This window comes from Prevotella sp. P5-126 (genome assembly GCF_002251185.1).
GTDB lineage: Bacteria > Bacteroidota > Bacteroidia > Bacteroidales > Bacteroidaceae > Prevotella.
This window is the reverse complement of record NZ_NPIZ01000038.1, coordinates 29,508-47,201: the sequence shown is the minus strand read 5'-3', so window position 1 is coordinate 47,201 and position 17,694 is coordinate 29,508. Positions and strand designations below refer to the sequence as shown.

The 17,694-nt window shown below is 48.4% G+C and carries 12 protein-coding genes and 1 pseudogene; 6 read left to right on the top strand and 7 right to left on the bottom strand.

Going from position 1 to position 17,694, the window contains the following annotated elements; all coding sequences use genetic code 11:
* Positions 1 to 403: 403 nt before the first annotated feature.
* The 4 genes and pseudogenes from CIK90_RS14620 to CIK90_RS14130 form a co-directional block, all read right to left on the bottom strand.
* A pseudogene (locus CIK90_RS14620) lies at positions 404 to 715 on the bottom strand (arabinosidase); the annotation flags it as partial.
* A 286-nt stretch (positions 716 to 1,001) separates the two neighbouring features.
* Positions 1,002 to 1,640: a SprT-like domain-containing protein gene (locus tag CIK90_RS03380; RefSeq protein ID WP_094464351.1), complete on the bottom strand. Its 639-nt coding sequence runs from the start codon at positions 1,638 to 1,640 to the stop codon at positions 1,002 to 1,004.
* A gap of 454 nt (positions 1,641 to 2,094) precedes the next feature.
* Positions 2,095 to 4,140, bottom strand: coding sequence for a glycoside hydrolase family 127 protein (locus CIK90_RS03375; protein ID WP_094464350.1), 2,046 nt, complete (start codon positions 4,138 to 4,140; stop codon positions 2,095 to 2,097).
* A 401-nt stretch (positions 4,141 to 4,541) separates the two neighbouring features.
* Positions 4,542 to 4,775 (bottom strand): hypothetical protein, encoded by a 234-nt coding sequence (locus CIK90_RS14130; protein ID WP_158216024.1) that lies wholly within the window; start codon positions 4,773 to 4,775, stop codon positions 4,542 to 4,544.
* Positions 4,776 to 4,805: 30 nt separating this feature from the next.
* Here CIK90_RS14130 and CIK90_RS03370 point away from each other — a divergent pair, with 30 nt between their 5' ends.
* Positions 4,806 to 5,315 (top strand): sensor histidine kinase KdpD, encoded by a 510-nt coding sequence (locus CIK90_RS03370; RefSeq protein ID WP_158216023.1) that lies wholly within the window; start codon positions 4,806 to 4,808, stop codon positions 5,313 to 5,315.
* Complete coding sequence (locus CIK90_RS03365; protein ID WP_094464348.1) at positions 5,296 to 5,550, top strand: HAMP domain-containing sensor histidine kinase; 255 nt, start codon at positions 5,296 to 5,298, stop codon at positions 5,548 to 5,550. Before CIK90_RS03370 ends, CIK90_RS03365 begins: the two co-directional genes overlap by 20 nt.
* On the opposite strand, the gene CIK90_RS03360 is transcribed toward CIK90_RS03365, so the two are convergent.
* From CIK90_RS03360 to purL, 3 genes are read right to left on the bottom strand one after another with little or no spacing between them, the layout of a single operon-like run.
* Entirely contained in the window at positions 5,533 to 6,108 is a 576-nt protein-coding gene (locus tag CIK90_RS03360) for a chromate transporter (RefSeq protein WP_094464347.1), read from the bottom strand. The two genes, CIK90_RS03365 and CIK90_RS03360, sit on opposite strands and share 18 nt — an antisense overlap.
* Positions 6,105 to 6,653 carry a chromate transporter gene (locus CIK90_RS03355; RefSeq protein ID WP_094389714.1) on the bottom strand — a complete coding sequence of 183 codons (549 nt, stop codon included), beginning with the start codon at positions 6,651 to 6,653 and terminating at the stop codon, positions 6,105 to 6,107. Before CIK90_RS03355 ends, CIK90_RS03360 begins: the two co-directional genes overlap by 4 nt.
* Complete coding sequence (gene purL / locus CIK90_RS03350; RefSeq protein ID WP_094439371.1) at positions 6,650 to 10,345, bottom strand: phosphoribosylformylglycinamidine synthase; 3,696 nt, start codon at positions 10,343 to 10,345, stop codon at positions 6,650 to 6,652. Before purL ends, CIK90_RS03355 begins: the two co-directional genes overlap by 4 nt.
* Before the next feature lie 1,082 nt (positions 10,346 to 11,427).
* On the opposite strand from purL, the gene CIK90_RS03345 reads away from it, so the two are divergent.
* From CIK90_RS03345 to CIK90_RS03330, 4 genes are all read left to right on the top strand, one after another.
* On the top strand, positions 11,428 to 12,258 hold the full coding sequence (locus CIK90_RS03345; RefSeq protein WP_094389716.1) for an OmpA family protein: 831 nt from the start codon (positions 11,428 to 11,430) through the stop codon (positions 12,256 to 12,258).
* 204 nt (positions 12,259 to 12,462) lie between these two features.
* Entirely contained in the window at positions 12,463 to 13,755 is a 1,293-nt protein-coding gene (locus tag CIK90_RS03340; RefSeq protein WP_254046262.1) for a hypothetical protein, read from the top strand.
* A gap of 23 nt (positions 13,756 to 13,778) precedes the next feature.
* Positions 13,779 to 16,187: a glycoside hydrolase N-terminal domain-containing protein gene (locus tag CIK90_RS03335; RefSeq protein WP_094439373.1), complete on the top strand. Its 2,409-nt coding sequence runs from the start codon at positions 13,779 to 13,781 to the stop codon at positions 16,185 to 16,187.
* Positions 16,188 to 16,213: 26 nt separating this feature from the next.
* A complete protein-coding gene (locus tag CIK90_RS03330; protein WP_094464346.1) occupies positions 16,214 to 17,671 on the top strand; it encodes a glycoside hydrolase family 140 protein in 1,458 nt (485 codons plus the stop codon).
* Positions 17,672 to 17,694: the final 23 nt, after the last annotated feature.

The window sequence follows — 17,694 nt, the reverse complement described above, 5'->3', positions numbered from 1 at the left end:
GATCATAGTAGATCAGCCATCCACCATCGACCTTAGCGGTAGTAGGACCTTCCATCAGTTTGCCGGTGAAAGGTTCGGATGCTTTCGACCATGGACCGTAAGGTGACTTGGCATAAGCCACCTTGATATCGCGTTCAGGACGTGTATTGTCTTTGAGCACCATCACATAATCGCGCTTGCCCCGTTTGACGAGGGTGGCATCAATACAACTGAAGCCAGGGTCTATCATCAAGCGAGCAGGGGTGAAGGTGCGGAAATCCTTGGTGGTGGTATAGTAAAGACGATGGTTGTTGTTCTCATCCTCTATTCCTCGTGGAAATTTGCCCGGCACACACGATGCCCATACGATGACAGCCTGTTGGCGGTCGTCGTCCCAGAAGAGTTCGGGAGCCCATACGTTGACGGTGGTGGTGTCGGTCATGACCTCGATGAAACGTTGCTTGCTCCAGTGCTTTAAGTCTTTCGAACAAGCATAGCCGAAGCCTCTGTCGCCCTTCCAACTTGATGTCCATACGAGATGGAACATGCCATCAGGAGTGCGGATGATTGATGGATCGCGCATGACACGTTGTTTACCTACCTCAGGTTTAAGCCAGATGCCAGGGATAGAGTCCCAATGCCATCCATCGCGACTGTAGATGAAGCGCAGTCCGTCGGTGGCTGGTTCGTGGAAAGAGGTGGATACATAGAGGTCGTGTTGTGCCTCTACTGCCATGGTAGAGAGGCAGCACAAGGAGATTAGAGCGAGTAGTGTCCGTTTCATGATTTGCTTATACTTTACTGAACTATCGCATGTGGGGAAGTTAAGGGAAGTTAGGGAAGTTAGAGAGAAGTTAAGGGACAAATGTCCTACGTCTTACGGCAAAAGGCTATTGTCTCTTAACTTCCCGAACGACCGTAGGAAGTGATAACTTCCATTTTACTTCAATCAATTCCCTCAGTTGCGAACTTGAATACTTTATAATATAGACGCATCAAGTGGCATTTTGTAATGCCAAAGGTCAGAGAATCACAGTTTCGCTCATGAGTCGTTCCCATTCATCCTGGGTGATGTGCTTGCCCCGTAGCGTCCTGACAGCAGACCACCCGGCATAGCGGCTGTCGTTGGTACGCAACCAATGGAACTCGTCGGCTTGACAATGGTTGTGGATCATCTGCTCAAGGTGGTGGCGATAGGCAGGATTGACCACCGAGAGGTAACATTTGCCGTTCGACAGCCGGATGGCAAGCAAGAGATATTGTTGCTTGTCGGTAGTGGGAACAGTGGCAAGCATGGCATTGCGAGAGGTGATGGTGATGTTCCATCCATCGGCATTGAGCCGTTGCATCCATTGGCGGAATACCTTCCCGTGGGCAGAAGTATCGCGAGTCTGGGTGTAGGCAATATAGAAGTGGATCATCTCGTGGAGCAAAACAGATTGTCTGTCGTGGTCGCTCGTATGGTAGAACTCGCTCACCTTGATGGTATAGCCTGTGGTTTTCCACCGGCCAGGCAACAGGCCACGCCGCACCTTGTGGCAGCTGAACTGTCCCAAGGTGCGCTTGGCATGATTGACCACAAAGTGGGGTTCCGGCAGAGTATTGCCGAAATACTGGGCGTTGAAAGTGGTAAACCACTCGCGAAGCGTTTGCGCAGTCATGCTACCCCGTGTTTGTTATACATGTGGGGAAGTTAGAGAGAAGTTAGAGGGAAGTTAGAGGGAAGTTAGAGGGAAGTTAGAGAGAAGTTAGAGGGAAGTTAGAGAGAAGTTAAGGGACAAATGTCCTACGTCTTACGGCAAAAACTATTGTCTCTTAACTTCCCGAACGACCGTAGGGAGTGATAACTTCTTTAACTTCAATCAATTCCCTCAGTTGCGCATGTGGGGAAGTTAATGGAAGTTAGGGAAGTTAGAGAGAAGTTAAGGGACAAATGTTCTACGTCTTACGGCAAAAGGCTATTGTCTCTTAACTTCCCGAACGACCGTAGGGAGTGATAACTTCTTTAACTTCAATCAATTCCCCTCAGTTGCGCATGTGGGGAAGTTTAACTTCAATCAATTCCCTCAGTTGCGGAATAGTTATTTATCATACTGATATGGCACGATCTGCTACTTAGCGATAGTTGCCCAATGCCTCGATACTCTGTGGCAACCATACTTCCATGTCATCTGCACCACGGTGGTTCCATGCGTAATAGGGTATGAGTGTGAGGCGCGTGTCGGAGACTTTCACCCTGCCGTCGGCATCGGTATCAACGGTCTGACCATCTACTTCGATGGCTTTCACACCAAACGACACCTGATGTTGACCGTTGATGGTGCGGTCAACCACGTTGAACTGTGGATTGGTGGGCATGAGGAAACGGAAGATGCTGTGGGAGGTGTTGTCGGCAGCTTCGGCACAATAGACCAAAGGACCGCGTTCTACAGCCACTCGGCCACGGTCGTCGGTCACCTGTGGATTGGCAACTACGGTACGTACCGGCATATCGAGATGGAGCGAAACAACATCGCCTTTCTTCCAAACGCGGTTAATGATGAGATATCCTTTGTCGGTCTTCACCCCATCGACAGGTTTTCCGTTGACGGTAATCTGATAGTTGCGTGTCTGACAATCGGTATAACGGTAGAGGTCGCTGGGTACTGGTGTGTTGACAGCCCAACCTGGAATACGGATAGCCATGGCAAATGCTTTGGCTTGATTCTTCTGAATGCGAAGGTTGATGTCGCCATTCCATGGATAGTCGGTCTGTTGTTCCAATACGACGGCTTTACCTTCTATTTCTACATGCGCCGTATTGCCGGTGAAGAGATTGACATAGAGTGTGCGGTCTTTGACAGCATAGACATAACCTGGGAATGACGGGATGAAACGGCATATATTGCTCGGACAGCAGGCACATCCAAACCATGGTTGGCGCTCGGTGTTGCCATCGCTCGACAGGGGGTTGGGATAGAAGAAGCGACCGCCGTCAACCGACATGCCGCTGATGACACCGTTATAGAGAGTGCGCTCCATGCAGTCGATATATTTGGCATCGCCCTGCATGAGGAACATGCGATGGAAGAGATAAACCATGGCAATGGCGGCACATGTCTCATTATAGGCAGTAAGGTTGGGCAACTCATAGTCGGCACCAAAGGCTTCGCCTTCATGGCGTGCGCCAACACCTCCGGTGATATAGTATTTGCGGCTGACGATATTATTGCAGATGGCGTTGAGGGCATTGATATAGGCGGTGTCGCCCGTAAGGGCTGCCACGTCAGCCATTCCTGCATACATATATCCGGCACGGACAGCATGTCCCCATGCTTCGGTCTGCTCGATGACAGGTTTGTGGCTTTGGGAATAGATGGTGTGGGTGGAAGTCTTTCCACGATAGTCGAGCAGGAATTTAGCCTCGTCGAGATAGCGTTTGTCGCCGGTGAGCAGGTAGAGCCGGGTCAATGCCATCTCGGCAATCTGATGACCTGGAGTGACACAGACCTGCCCGGGACGTGGTCCGACTTCGCGGATGACGCAGTCAGCATAGCGGCGAGCTATGTTGAGAAACTTATTGCTACCTGTGGCTTGATAGTGTGCGCAGGCGGCATCGACCATGTGACCTAAGTTGTAGAGTTCATGACTGAGCGCTTCTTCCTCGACCCATCGTTTCGCTCCGGACCATTGGTGTGGATGCGCAGGATTGATGGTGCGTGCGGTGTAGAGGTAACCGTCGGGTTCTTGTGCGGCAGCTACAATATCGAGGATGCTGTCGATATATTGTTTGAGGCGGTTGTCGGGATAGGTTTGGAGTATATAGCTTGCTCCTTCGATGGTTTTATAGACATCGGTATCGTCGAAGGGTAAACACTCCAGCTTGCTGACGTCCCATTGGGGAGTTTGCAGACCGTTGTGACCAGGGTGTTGCAACGTATAGGCAGCCATTTTGAAGTTGTCGTAGCGATGGGTTGCTTCGCATTTTTCGAAGGCCAAAGGGATGGTTACTTCGCGTGCCGCCTTGATGCGTTGACCCCAAAAAGTCTGTGCATTAACCTTCACCGCAGTAAAGGGCACTTGGGTAATGGGGTAGCCATTGGCTTTTGGTGTGGTGATGTTTTTGGCTTGTGTGCTGACTATAGCGATTGTAGCCATTGTCAAGAGTAGTATTTGTTTCATTGTAGTAAAAAGTTTAGGATTACATCTTGCAAAGGTACGATTAAGTGAGTGAAAAACCAAATATATTTGAGTTTTTCCGAGCGAGAGTACCTTGGACCGACAGGTCAAAGGTAGGAATAAGCGAGAGAAAAGCAAAAGAAAATCTCGTTTTCTTTTGTTTTGCATTTTCAAGTGTTAGGAATTGATGGAAGTTAAAGGAGTTATCACTCCCTACGGTCGTTCGGGAAGTTAAGAGACAATAGCCTTTTGCCGTAAGACGTAGGACATTTGTCCCTTAACTTCTCTCTAACTTCTCTAACTTCCCCTTAACTTCCCCCACATGCGAAAGTTCAGTTATTTGTCCTGAAGGATGTTGTGCAGGTCGGTCATGATGGTTTGCAGGTGTTCGTTGAGTGCAAGTTTTACATTCTTGATGATTTCCAGCGCAGCCTCTTCATCATCATCTGCAAAGGCTGTGAGTCGTCGGAATTGTTCGGGAATGACTGTGTTGTTTTTTTGTCAGACGGTTTTTCTGATGTATTGCCGTTGATGCCGATTACCGCTTGGAGTGCTTCGGTATGGAATGGTTTGAAGAGGCAATCGTCAAATCCTGCTGTTTTCAACTCGTTGGTAATACTGCTGTCGTGGGCTGTCATGGCAATTTCGATAAGTCGTATGGATTGATTATGAATATCGACAATTTCAAGGAACGTGAGCAAGAACTGCAGGAAGCGCGAAAACTTGCAGAGGAGGCAACGCTCAAAGAGTCGTTCCTCGCCAATATGAGCCACGAGATACGCACTCCGCTCAATGCTATCGTGGGATTCTCCGACTTGCTTGCCATGCCAGGAAATGACTATACCGAGGATGACAAGAAACTGTTTATTGACACCATACATACCAACAACGAGTTGCTGCTCAAACTGGTGAATGACATCCTCGACGTGTCGCGAATTGAGTCGGGACACATGGAGTTTGTCATCAAACCGTATTCTGTCAAGGAGATGATGGACAAGATTTACCAGACTTTCCTCGTGCAGATACCGCGTCATCTGGAGTTCCGCTATGCAAGCGATTATGATGTGATGGTGAATGTGGATGAGGGACGATTGCGCCAGGTGATTACCAACTTCATCACCAATGCTGTGAAGTTTTACTCCCGAAGGCGGCATCATTATGGGATGGGAAGTGAATGATGACACAAACAAGGTTGAACTGTATGTGGAGGACACGGGTATCGGTCTTTCGGAAGAGGACAGGAAAATGGTGTTCAGTCGTTTCTTCAAGAAGGACGAGTTTAAGCAGGGCACAGGTCTTGGACTCAGTATATGTAAGCTCATCGTCAGTCGTCTTGGCGGCAGCATAAAGGTGAAGTCACAACTCGGCAAAGGCAGTAGATTCTCTGTCTTCCTATCAATACAACAAGACTAATCCTGCCAAGGCAGCATAGATAGTCATACGGATGGGATTGATCTTTAGGAAATAAGTGCCGTAGAAGGTGGCGGCAAAGAGACCGCAACTGATGAAGAACTGCCAGGGATTGACAGTGGGCAGACTGAAATTCTCGGGAGTCATGAGAAGGAGTGTTGCTGCACCCAAAAGACCAACGACAGCGGGACGCAAGCCATTGAAGACAGACTGCACCGTATGGGTGTTCATGTAGCGCATGAACATACGACTGATGAGAATCATCAGTATGAGCGACGGCAATACCAAAGCAAGCGTGGCAACCGCTGATCCAAAGACTGCCATACTGCTACTATAGCCTGCATTGCTTACAGCAGTATAGCCGCAATAGGTGGCAGAATTGATGCCGATAGGTCCCGGTGTCATCTGTGAGACGGCAACGATATCGGTAAATTCCGATGACGACAGCCAATGCCAGTGTTCCACCGTCTCATGTTGGATAAGTGACAGCATGCCGTAGCCACCGCCAAATCCGAAGAGGCCAATTTCGAAGAATGTGATGAAGAGGTATAGGAATATCATGCTTTCTTATTCTTTTGTGTCAAACCATAGAGATAGCCGCCCACACCCGCAAGAATGATAATCCAGATAGGCGATACTCCCAATAGCCATATTGCCAGTGCCGACACGATGGGAATCCATAGTGTGTAGCGATTGAGATGGGCACTCTTAGCAAGATTGAAAGTTGGAACGGCAATCAGAGCCACAACGGCAGGACGTATGCCACGAAACATAGCAGCCACAACCTTATTGTCTTCAAACTGATGGAAGAAGATGGCTATGGCAAGAATGATGAGAAACGAAGGCAGAGCCGTACCTAATGCCGTGACCAGCGCTCCCCGTGTCTTGCGCAACTTATATCCGATGAATATCGAAATATTGATGGCAAAGACGCCCGGACAGCTTTGGGCGATAGCAATCAAGTCGAGCATGTCCTCCTTTGACACCCATTGGTGCTTGTTGACAACCTCTTCCTCTATAATTGGAATCATGGCATATCCACCCCCAAGGGTGAACATGCCAATCTTAAAGAAGGTACTGAATGTGCTCCAGTATATGTTACTCATTGTTTTTCAATCCACTTGCGGGCATTGACAAATGCCTCAATCCACGGTGTTACCTCATCCATGCGACGAGCCTCAGGATACCAAGCGCACTGCCAAGGGAAGATGGCGCGCTCCAAGTGTGGCATCATGCAGAGATGACGTCCGTCCTCTGAACAGATTCCTGCAATATCGAAGGCTGATCCGTTGGGGTTGGCCGGATAGCCGTGGTAATTATACTTAGCAATGACATTGTAGGCGCTCTCTGGTTCGGTCAGAGCAAACTTGCCTTCTCCGTGGGCAACCCACAAGCCGAGTTTATTGCCGCTCAGCGATCCAAACATGACACTGTTGTTCTCGGGGATAGCCAATGAGATGAATTCACTTTCAAACTTATGAGAGTCGTTGTGCAGCATCTTAGCTCCCTTAGCACCGGTCAATCCCAGTTCTACCATCAGCTGACAGCCGTTGCAGATACCGAGTGAAAGAGTGTCTTTGCGAGCATAGAACTTGTCGAGTGCCTCTTTTGCCTTGGCATTGAAGAGGAATGCACCAGCCCAACCCTTAGCAGAACCAAGTACGTCGGAGTTTGAGAATCCACCGCAGAATACGATCATGTTGATGTCTTCCAGTGTCTCGCGACCACTTACAAGGTCGGTCATGGTCACGTCTTTCACGTCGAAACCTGCCAGATAGAGTGAGTAGGCCATCTCGCGATCACCGTTAGTACCCTTTTCACGGATGATGGCAGCCTTTATGCCTGATGGAGTGCGGCGATCTGCCGATAGTCCATACTGAGCAAGTGTGCCGGTGAAAGAGTCGTTGAATTTCATCTCCAACGGTTGCTTCTTATAGTTTTCATAGCGCTCGGCAGCCTTGCCGTTGTGGCTCTGCTGACGATCGAGCAGGTAAGAAGTCTTGTACCAAGTGTCGCGCAATGCGTCAATGTCGAAGGTATGCTCGCTGTCGCCAGCTTTAACAACGATGGTGCGGCTCTCAGGAACGGCATAGCCAATCTTGGCAAATGCCACGCCTTGTTCTTCCATATAGTCGATAAATTCCTGTTTGTGGGCATCGCTGATTTCCACAACTACACCGGGGTTCTCTGCGAAGAGTGTCTTTACCACGTCGCCATCGGCACAGAGGTCGTGCAGATTGATGTGGAGACCGCCCTTCTGGTTGGCGAAACACATTTCCAATAATGTGGTGATAAGACCGCCGGCAGAGATATCGTGACCAGCCATAACCCATCCTTTCTCTATAAGGCCCTGTACTGCCATGAAAGCATCGGCGAAGTATTCGGCGTTTTTCACTGTTGGCACGTCGCTGCCTACCTTGCCGAGGCTCTGTGCGAAGGCAGAACCACCGAGATGCTGCTCATCGAATGAGAAGTCGATATGATAGAGAGAAGCGTTCTTGTCGTTGACGAGAACTGGGCTTACCACCTTGCGGATGTCGGAAACCTCGCCTCCAGCGCTTACAATGACGGTTCCTGGAGAGATAATCTTCTCGCCGTTGGGATACTGCTGTGTCAGCGACAGCGAGTCTTTACCCGTAGGAACATTGATGTGAAGGTCGCAGCAGAAGTCGCTCAGCGCCTTTACAGCACTGTAGAGACGTGCATCCTCACCCTCTTGTGAGCGGCAGGGCCACATCCAGTTGGCACTCAGCGACAGCGAATCCATGCCGTCGGCAAGTGGTGCCCATACGATGTTGGTAAGTGCTTCTGCTACCGACAATACGCTGCCAGCCTCTGGAGATGCCAGGCCAGCCTGTGGTGCATGACCAATGGCGGTGGCAATACCCTTACGGCCACGATAGTCGAGGGCTACAACACCACAGTCGCTCAGTGGCAACTGAATTTCGCCTTGACACTGCTGACGTGCAATCTTACCCGTCACGCTACGGTCAACCTTATTGGTCAGCCAGTCTTTACAAGCCACAGCCTCCAACTGGAGCACGCGCTGCAGGTATTCGTCTATCTTGTCTTGAGTATAGGTTACGTTTTCATATTTGCGCTCTACGGTATTGTCGCGCATGATGGTCTTGGGTGAGTGGCCAAACATTTGTGCCACGTCAAGGTCGAAAGGTTTCACGCCATCGGCTTGCTTGAATGAGAAGTGGGCATCGCCTGTGGTTTCACCTACTACATACATTGGGGCACGTTCGCGTTCAGCAATCTTCTGTACGTGGTCGATATGCTTTTCGTCGATGAGCAGACCCATGCGCTCCTGACTTTCGTTGGCAATGATTTCCTTGCTCGACAGGGTCTTGTCGCCAATGGGCAACTTAGCCATGTCTATCTCACCGCCACATTCCTCAACGAGTTCCGACAGACAGTTCAAGTGGCCTGCGCTTCCGTGGTCGTGGATTGACACTACTGGATTGGTTTCTTCTTCACAGAGTGCGCGAACCAAGTTGTAGGCACGCTTCTGCATTTCCGGGTTGGCACGCTGAATAGCGTTCAGCTCGATGCCGTTGCTATAACGACCAGTATCTACTGACGATACCGAACCGCCACCCAGTCCGATGCGATAGTTGTCGCCACCAACCACAACAACCTTGTTGCCTGGCTGTGGTTCTTTCTTCAGACAGTCGCGCTTGGTGCCGTAGCCTACACCGCCAGCCAGCATGATGACTTTGTCGTAGGCATATTTCTCCTGACCCTCCTGATGTTCGAAAGTCAGCACAGAACCGGTAATCAGCGGTTGTCCAAACTTGTTTCCGAAGTCGCTGGCACCGTTTGAAGCCTTGATGAGAATCTGCTCAGGAGTCTGATACAACCATTTGCGAACGGGCATGAGTGTTTCCCAATCGCGGCCTTCACCCTCGATACGAGGATAGGCGGTCATATATACGGCAGTTCCGGCAATAGGCCATGAACCAACACCGCCACCCATACGGTCGCGAATCTCACCGCCAGTACCTGTGGCAGCACCGTTGAAAGGCTCTACGGTAGTGGGGAAGTTGTGGGTTTCAGCCTTCAGCGAGATGACGCTCTCGATGTCTTTAACCTGGAAATAGTCGCTGGTAGATTGGTCGGCAGGTGCAAACTGCTCCACTACTGGACCTTGTGCAAAAGCCACATTGTCTTTGTAGGCCGACAGAATCTTGTTGGGATTCTCCTGTGTGGTCTTTTTGATCATGGCAAAAAGACTCGACTCCATCTCCTTGCCGTCGATGATAAATGTGCCACCGAAAATCTTATGGCGGCAGTGCTCAGAGTTGATTTGTGCAAAACCGAAAATCTCTGAATCGGTCAGCGGACGGCCGTTCTCTTTCTCAATCTTATGGAGATACTCGATTTCCTCAGGTGAAAGGGCCAGACCTTCCTGTTCGTTGTATTCCTCCAAGTTATCAACATACTTGATGGGTTCGGGCTGGATGTTCACGGTGAAGATGTCTTGGTCCAGTCCGTGATACATACGTTGCAGCATGGGGTCGTGCTCAGCATCCTCACCCGCTACTGGGAAGTATTCTTCTATACGCAGAATGCCGCTGAGTCCCATGTTCTGAGTTATCTCAACGGCATTCGTTGACCAAGGAGTCACCATTTCACGACGCGGTCCTACATAGTAGCCTGTCAGTGTTTGGTCACTCAATAGCTCAGCATTGCCATAGAGCCAACACAGTTCCTTTACTTCGTTTTCTGCGAGTTGATGATCTGCCTGAGTGGCAATCACACTCGTCTGTGGAGTCTTAAAAAAGAGAATCATGTACTTTGTTCCTTTATAATTAGAATTTTGGTTGCGAAATTACTAATTTTTGGGCGAATAACCAAATTTATCCGTATGTTTCCGAAACTTGGTGTGAATTATCTCCTTTTAGTGTTCTCAGTAAACGTGATATTGTTGGTAAATTGACGGGATGTGGTCGGGATGGTATCGAGAGGAGTCGCACGGAATAGGGGAGCGATTCTCTGAATTCTCTCTCGCGCACGCACACGCGATGTCTTAAAAATCGACCACTCGACCACCAATGTGTGTAATGTGTTGTTGGAATGATTGTTATGTGGTGGTCGATGGTTTTGTGTTCGACCACCATCGACCACCCATCGACCATCAATTTTTATATGAACAATATATTTTTCTTTCTTTATCCAACGTCTGATAATACTTTTATCCAACGTTTGATAATACTTTTATCCAACGTTTGATAATACTTTTATCCAACGTTTGATAATACTCTTATCCAACGTTTGATAATACTTTTGTCCAACGTTGACAATACTCTTATCCAACGTTGATAATACTCTTATCCAACGTTGACAATACTTTTGTCCAACGTATGGCAATATTTCTATGTAATATTGGTGAGAACGATAATATAATTTTTGTTGAGAAGGAAATATAGGTTATTGCATGCTAAATGATTGATATTCAGTCGTGTGAGGTTGTGTTTGTAGTTCTCCTTTGACGATGGTTTAGTTAAAATAACAAAATGTTTTTTGACTTTCTGCGTTTCTGTTTGTCACATAACAAAAACAACTAAACATGATGGGCATGACGATAGGCTGCACCTCGGAAATAAAAGAAAAACTCCGTTTCTCTTTGTATTTCGCTCGGTTTGCACTATCTTTGAGACTGCGTCTCTTAGATAGGCTGCACCTCGGAAATATAAATAAATCCTAATTTATTTTGTATTCCTCTCGGTTTGCACTATCTTTGAGACTGCGTCTCTTAGATAGGCTGCACCTCGGAAATAAAAGAAAAACTCCGTTTCTCTTTGTATTTCGCTCGGTTTGCACTATCTTTGCAACATCAATATACGAAGTACTCACTAAAAACTATAGAATGAAATGAAGAAGATTAACATTGTAACGACATTCGCAATAGCATTGCTGTTGTCCAGTTGTGCTATGAAAAAAGACCTGGCTGCATGTCAGGAGGAGAATAAAGCGTTGCAGACTAACTATGTGGATACCAAAGAGAAATTGGCCGCTGCCAATGTTCGCGTAGCCAGTTTGGAAGAACAACTCAAGCGTCAGGAGCAGGCTGTTAGTGCATTACAGCAGTCGCTCGACAAGAGTTTGAGCAATGCCAATCAGAATAACGTAAGCATCGACAAACTTGTAGATCAGATCAATGAGTCCAATAAGTATATTCGCCATCTGGTGGAAATCAAGTCGAAAAGCGACTCGCTCAATGTGGTTTTGACCAACAATCTGACTCGTTCGCTCTCGAAAGAAGAACTCAAAGAAGTGGACGTGCAGGTGCTCAAGGGTGTTGTCTATATCTCATTGGCAGACAACATGCTCTACAAGTCTGGATCGTATGAAATCAACGACCGCGCAGCAGAGACACTTTCGAAGATTGCAAAAATCATCAAAGACTACAAAGACTATGATGTGCTGATCGAAGGAAATACTGACAATGTACCCATCAATCGTGAAAACATTCGCAACAACTGGGACCTCTCTTGCCTCCGTGCGTCAAGCGTGGTACAGGCACTTCAAAACCAGTATGGTGTAGATCCTAAGCGTCTGACCGCCGGTGGTCGTGGTGAGTATAACCCACTCCAGCCCAACACCACCGAATTGGGCAAGCAGCGCAACCGTCGCACACAGATTATTATCACTCCGAAACTCGACGAATTCATGGAGTTGATAGGACAGGCTCCTGAAGAATAATACGATCAAGAAATATAGCGTAGGAGGGCAACCGTTCAGATGGATGGTTGCCCTCTATGCTTTTCATACGGCAATAAATAGAGAAAATATACATTCAAGGAAACGTTTCATCATTTCTTTTTCTTTCATTCACTTTCCACCGATGACAAACAGACCCTTTGTGCGTCTATATAATAAGGTATATATACTATCTAATAGAAAACAATGAAAAGAATATGGACAACAGTCTTTGCTACCATACTATGCACCATGGTCATGGCACAGACTTTCGAAACAAACTACGAACGCCCAGTGGGCGATTTGATGAACGATGTGGCTCAGCGTTTCGGCGTGCGATTCAAATATAATGTAGATACCGTAGGGCGACAATTGCCCTATGCCGACTTCCGTGTACGCCCTTATTCCATAGAGGAAACACTCGACAATATCTGCAAATACTTCGATTGGAACTGGTGGAAACAAAGTGACAAACTCTATAAAATAAAGCCCTACGAGTATCCACGCCGACATGTGGAAGAGGGACAGCAGATGCTCAACTACCTCTCAACGCTCTATCAGAACAAGGAACAATGGGAGGCGCGTCGCGACACACTTCGTCGCGAAGTGAGACAAAGGTTAGGCCTCGACGCCTTTCTCGATTCATGCGTATTGGGCAAACCCATACTTTCCAAAATCACCCGACACGATGGATATACTACCCAGAATATCTGTATCGAACTGACTCCGGGTCAGCATCTCTTCGGCACCATATATGCTTCGACAGCAAAGGGAAAGCATGCACTCATCATTTGTCCAGACGGACACTGGCCCATGCGCTATCGAAAAGACGAGCAACAACGCCTCGGAACACTGGCACGCATGGGAGCCGTATGTGTGGATTTTGATCTCTATGGATGGGGACAGTCGGCTGAAGAAGTGGGCGAGGCAGCCCATCACACCAGTCGTGCCCATGTCTATCAGGCAGCTTGTGGCTATGTATTGCTCGACTATATGCTGACCAACCGGAAAGACATCGACCATCAGCGCGTAGGCGTGATGGGTGGAAGTGGCGGCGGAACCCACACCGTACTGCTGTCGCTATTGGATAATCGGGTGACTGCATCGGCACCTGTTGTGCATCTCGCCTCCCATTTCGATGGCGGATGCCCCTGTGAAAGCGGAATGCCTGTGCAGTTGAGCGCAGGAGGAACGTGCGAACCCGAACTGGCTGCCGTTATGGCACCGCGCCCCATGCTTATTGTTAGCGACGGTGGCGACTGGACAGCATCGGTACCTACCGTAGAAATGCCTTATCTACAACGCATCTATGGATTCTATGGTGCGAAAGAACAAGTACGCAATGTGCATCTTCCCAATGAGCGACACGACTTCGGACCCAATAAACGCAAGGCGGTATATGACTTCTTTATCGATGTGTTCCATCTCGACCGCTCTAAGCTCGACGAGAGTAAAGTGGCCATCTTGCCTGATGAAGCTCTGAAAACAAAATTAAAATAATACACACAATACCCTTTCAAACTATGATGAAACGTAATCTGCTATTACTCCTGCTGTTTGTAGGATGCGTCACCATGAAAGCCCAAGACTATCGGCTGTGGTACGACAAACCGGCCATGACATGGACACAGGCATTACCCGTAGGTAATGGCGTAGTGGGTGGCATGGTGTTTGGACAACCTGCCGTGGAGCATATCCAACTCAATGAAGAGACAATCTGGGCTGGACAGCCCAACAATGTGGTCAATCCTGAGGCAAAAAAATATTTGCCACAGGTGCAGCAGCTTATCCTTGAAGGTAAATATCGCGAAGCACAAGACTTGGCCAATGCGAAGGTTATGCCCAATGCTGCGGGACAAAACATGGGAATGCCCTATCAGCCCTTCGGCGATCTCTATATATCAATGGCTGGACATGCAGACTATCAGGACTATGAACGATGGCTCGATCTCAGCACCGCACGGTCTATGGTCAGCTATACATCGGGTGGTGTGCGCTATCAGCGTGAAGTGTTTACTCCCATTGGTGGCCCCGCAGTAGTGGCAGTACACTTGACTGCCAGCAAACCGGGACAACTGACGTTTACCGCACACATGACCTCACCACATGATAATGTGTTGACTGCCAGCGAAGGACAACAAGTCATTCTCCACGGCGTATCGGCCAAACACGAAGGACTCAAAGGTAAAGTGCGATTCATGGGACGCCTCACGGCTGTCACACGTGGCGGACACATTCATTGTAGCGACGGCAATCTCAGTGTCGTTGGCGCCGATGAGGCTACGCTATATGTGGCTATTGCTACCAACGTGAAAAACTATAAAGACATCACAGGCGATGAGGCGATGCTGTCGAAACAACGCCTCCAGCAAGCCATTACAACGGGATGTGAGGCTCTGCGCGAACAGCATACAGCTCGTTATCGCCACTACTACGACCGCGTGTCGCTGAATCTTGGTGCCGATGCCTTTGCCAAAGAGAGTACCAGCCGACGCGTGGAACACTTCGGTGAACGTACCGACAACTATCTCGTGGCTACCTATTTCCAGTTTGGCCGCTATCTGCTTATCTCATCGTCACAGCCTGATAATATCAATCCCGCCAATCTGCAAGGCATCTGGAACGAGAAGATGTTGCCTTCATGGGACTCGAAATACACGACCAATATCAATCTTGAGATGAACTACTGGCCTGCCGAACCTACCAATCTCACCGAGATGAATGCACCATTGTTCCGATTGATAGAGGAAGTGAGCAACACTGGACGACAGACAGCACGCGAGATGTATGGTGTAGATGGATGGGTGCTCCACCATAACACCGACCAATGGCGCATCACAGGACCTGTGGATCGGGCGCAGACAGGATTATGGCCCGTAGGGTCGGCATGGCTTTGCCGCCACTTATGGGAACACTATCTATATACTGCCGATAAGGATTTCCTCAAGAAATCCTATCCTGTCATGTTGCAGGCAGCGCTATTCTATACCCAGACTATGATACCTGACCCACGCCATCATAATTGGTTGGTGGTGTGTCCTGGCGAATCGCCTGAACATGGTGGCAAAGGGCGCCCATCACCACTCGATGCCGGTGTAACGATGGACAATCAAATTGTCAGCGAACTCTATACCAATGTGTTGGCTGCTGCAAAACTACTGGGCGAGCACAACGATACACTTGATCTGATCAAGCAACAACTCTCGCAGATGCCTCCGATGCAAGTGGGACGATGGGGACAATTACAGGAGTGGCTCGACGATGTAGATGATCCTAACGACAACCACCGACATTTCTCACACCTCTTTGGACTCTATCCCAGCAATCAGATTTCTCCATACCGCACACCTCGTCTGTTTGATGCTGCAAAGGTGTCGCTGACGCATAGAGGCGATGTTTCTACCGGTTGGTCGATGGGATGGAAAGTATGCTCATGGGCACGATTGTTGGATGGTGACCATGCTTACAAACTCATCAAAGACCAACTCACACTGACTGCCGACACCTTCTTGATATTCGGCACCGTCAAACAGCGTGGCGGAACCTATCCCAATCTCTTTGACGCACATCCCCCATTCCAGATTGATGGCAACTTCGGATGTACGGCTGGTATAGCCGAAATGCTGTTGCAAAGCCACGATGGATTCCTTTATCTCCTGCCCGCACTACCTTCAGTATGGCCAAACGGCAGCGTGAAAGGACTGGTAGCGCGAGGCGGTTTTGAGGTCGATATGGATTGGCAAAACGGTCGTATCACTAAGGCTGTTATCCATTCGCGACATGGCGGTAAATGTCTGATCCGTAGTAAAGTGGCACTCCATCATAAGAATCTGAAGCGCATCAAGGACACCCAGAAGGGCGCTGACGGTATCGCACCGACACAACTCTACCAACTGACCACTGTGGCAGGAGGTGAATATATACTGAAATAATCATCGATACAAAAACAATAAACGATATGAAAAGACTCACATCCATTCTCGGACTGCTGCTGCTTGCTATCGGCATGCAGGCTGCCAAACCATGGAGCCATGGCGTATTGAAAGTGGCAGACAACCAACGCTATCTGCAATTTGCCGATGGAACTCCGTTCTTCTGGCTTGCTGACACAGGATGGCTTTTACCCGAACGTCTCGACCGCAGTGAGGCGGAATATTATCTGCAACGCTGTGCTAAAGCGGGATATAATGTGATTCAGGTGCAGACTATTGATGGTGTGCCTGCCTATAATATCTATGGACAACCCTCCAATATCGATGGATGGAACTTCCAACACATTGACCGTAAAGGGGTTTATGGCTATTGGGATCACATGGATTATATCATAGACCAAGCTGCAGATAAGGGTATATATATCGGTATGGTATGTATCTGGGGCGGACTGGTTAAGGCCGGTAAACTATCGGTGGAAGATGCTAAACGGTATGGTACATTTCTTGCCAACCGTTATAAAAACAAGCCAAACATTATCTGGATCATGGGTGGAGATATACAGGGAAATATCCGACCAGAGGTATGGGAGACTCTCGCCACAACGATTAAAGCAATCGATAAGAACCACCTGATGACCTATCATCCACGTGGACGATACACTTCTGCACGATGGTGGAGCAAGGCTGCATGGCTCGATTTTCACATGTTCCAAAGTGGGCACCGACGTTACGGACAGCGTATGGGCAATGCTGACTATCCTATTCCTGATAACACAGAAGAGGACAATTGGATGTATGTAGATTCTACATGGGCACACAAACCCATAAAGCCTGTGCTTGATGCAGAACCCTCCTACGAGGACATTCCTGTAGGATTGCATGATGCCAATGAGGCTCGATGGAAAGATTATGATGTCAGACGTTATGCCTATTGGAGCGTTTTTGCCGGTAGTTGTGGTCACACTTATGGACATAATGCTATCATGCAGATGCTCAAACCGGGTTATCCCACATCCTATGGTGATGCTGGTGATGTGAAAACATGGTATCAGGCACTCAACGATCCTGGCTTCAATCAGATGCAATATCTGAAGCGTCTGATTCTTTCCTTCCCTTATTTCGAACGGGTGGCTGACCAAAGTGTCATTGAAGACAACGGAGAGAAATACAATCGCCTTATTGCTACACGAGGCAATGACTATTTGTTGGTATATAACTACAATAGTAATGCCATGCGTCTGAATCTGACAAAGATTTCCGGAGATAAGAAGAAGGTGTGGTGGATGAGTGCTGCAAATGGACAATTGCGCTATTTGGGTGAATATGAAAACAAAGTCATGACATTCAGATATCACCCACAGACTACTGGCATAGAAGACGGTGTCCTTATTGCTGTGGATGCCTCCAAAGACTATCTTAAAGAAGACCAACAACAACTCTCTGACGATGGCTATCAGCCGAAAGCACGCGACCTGAACGAATAAGATGACGCGATCATGAATCATAC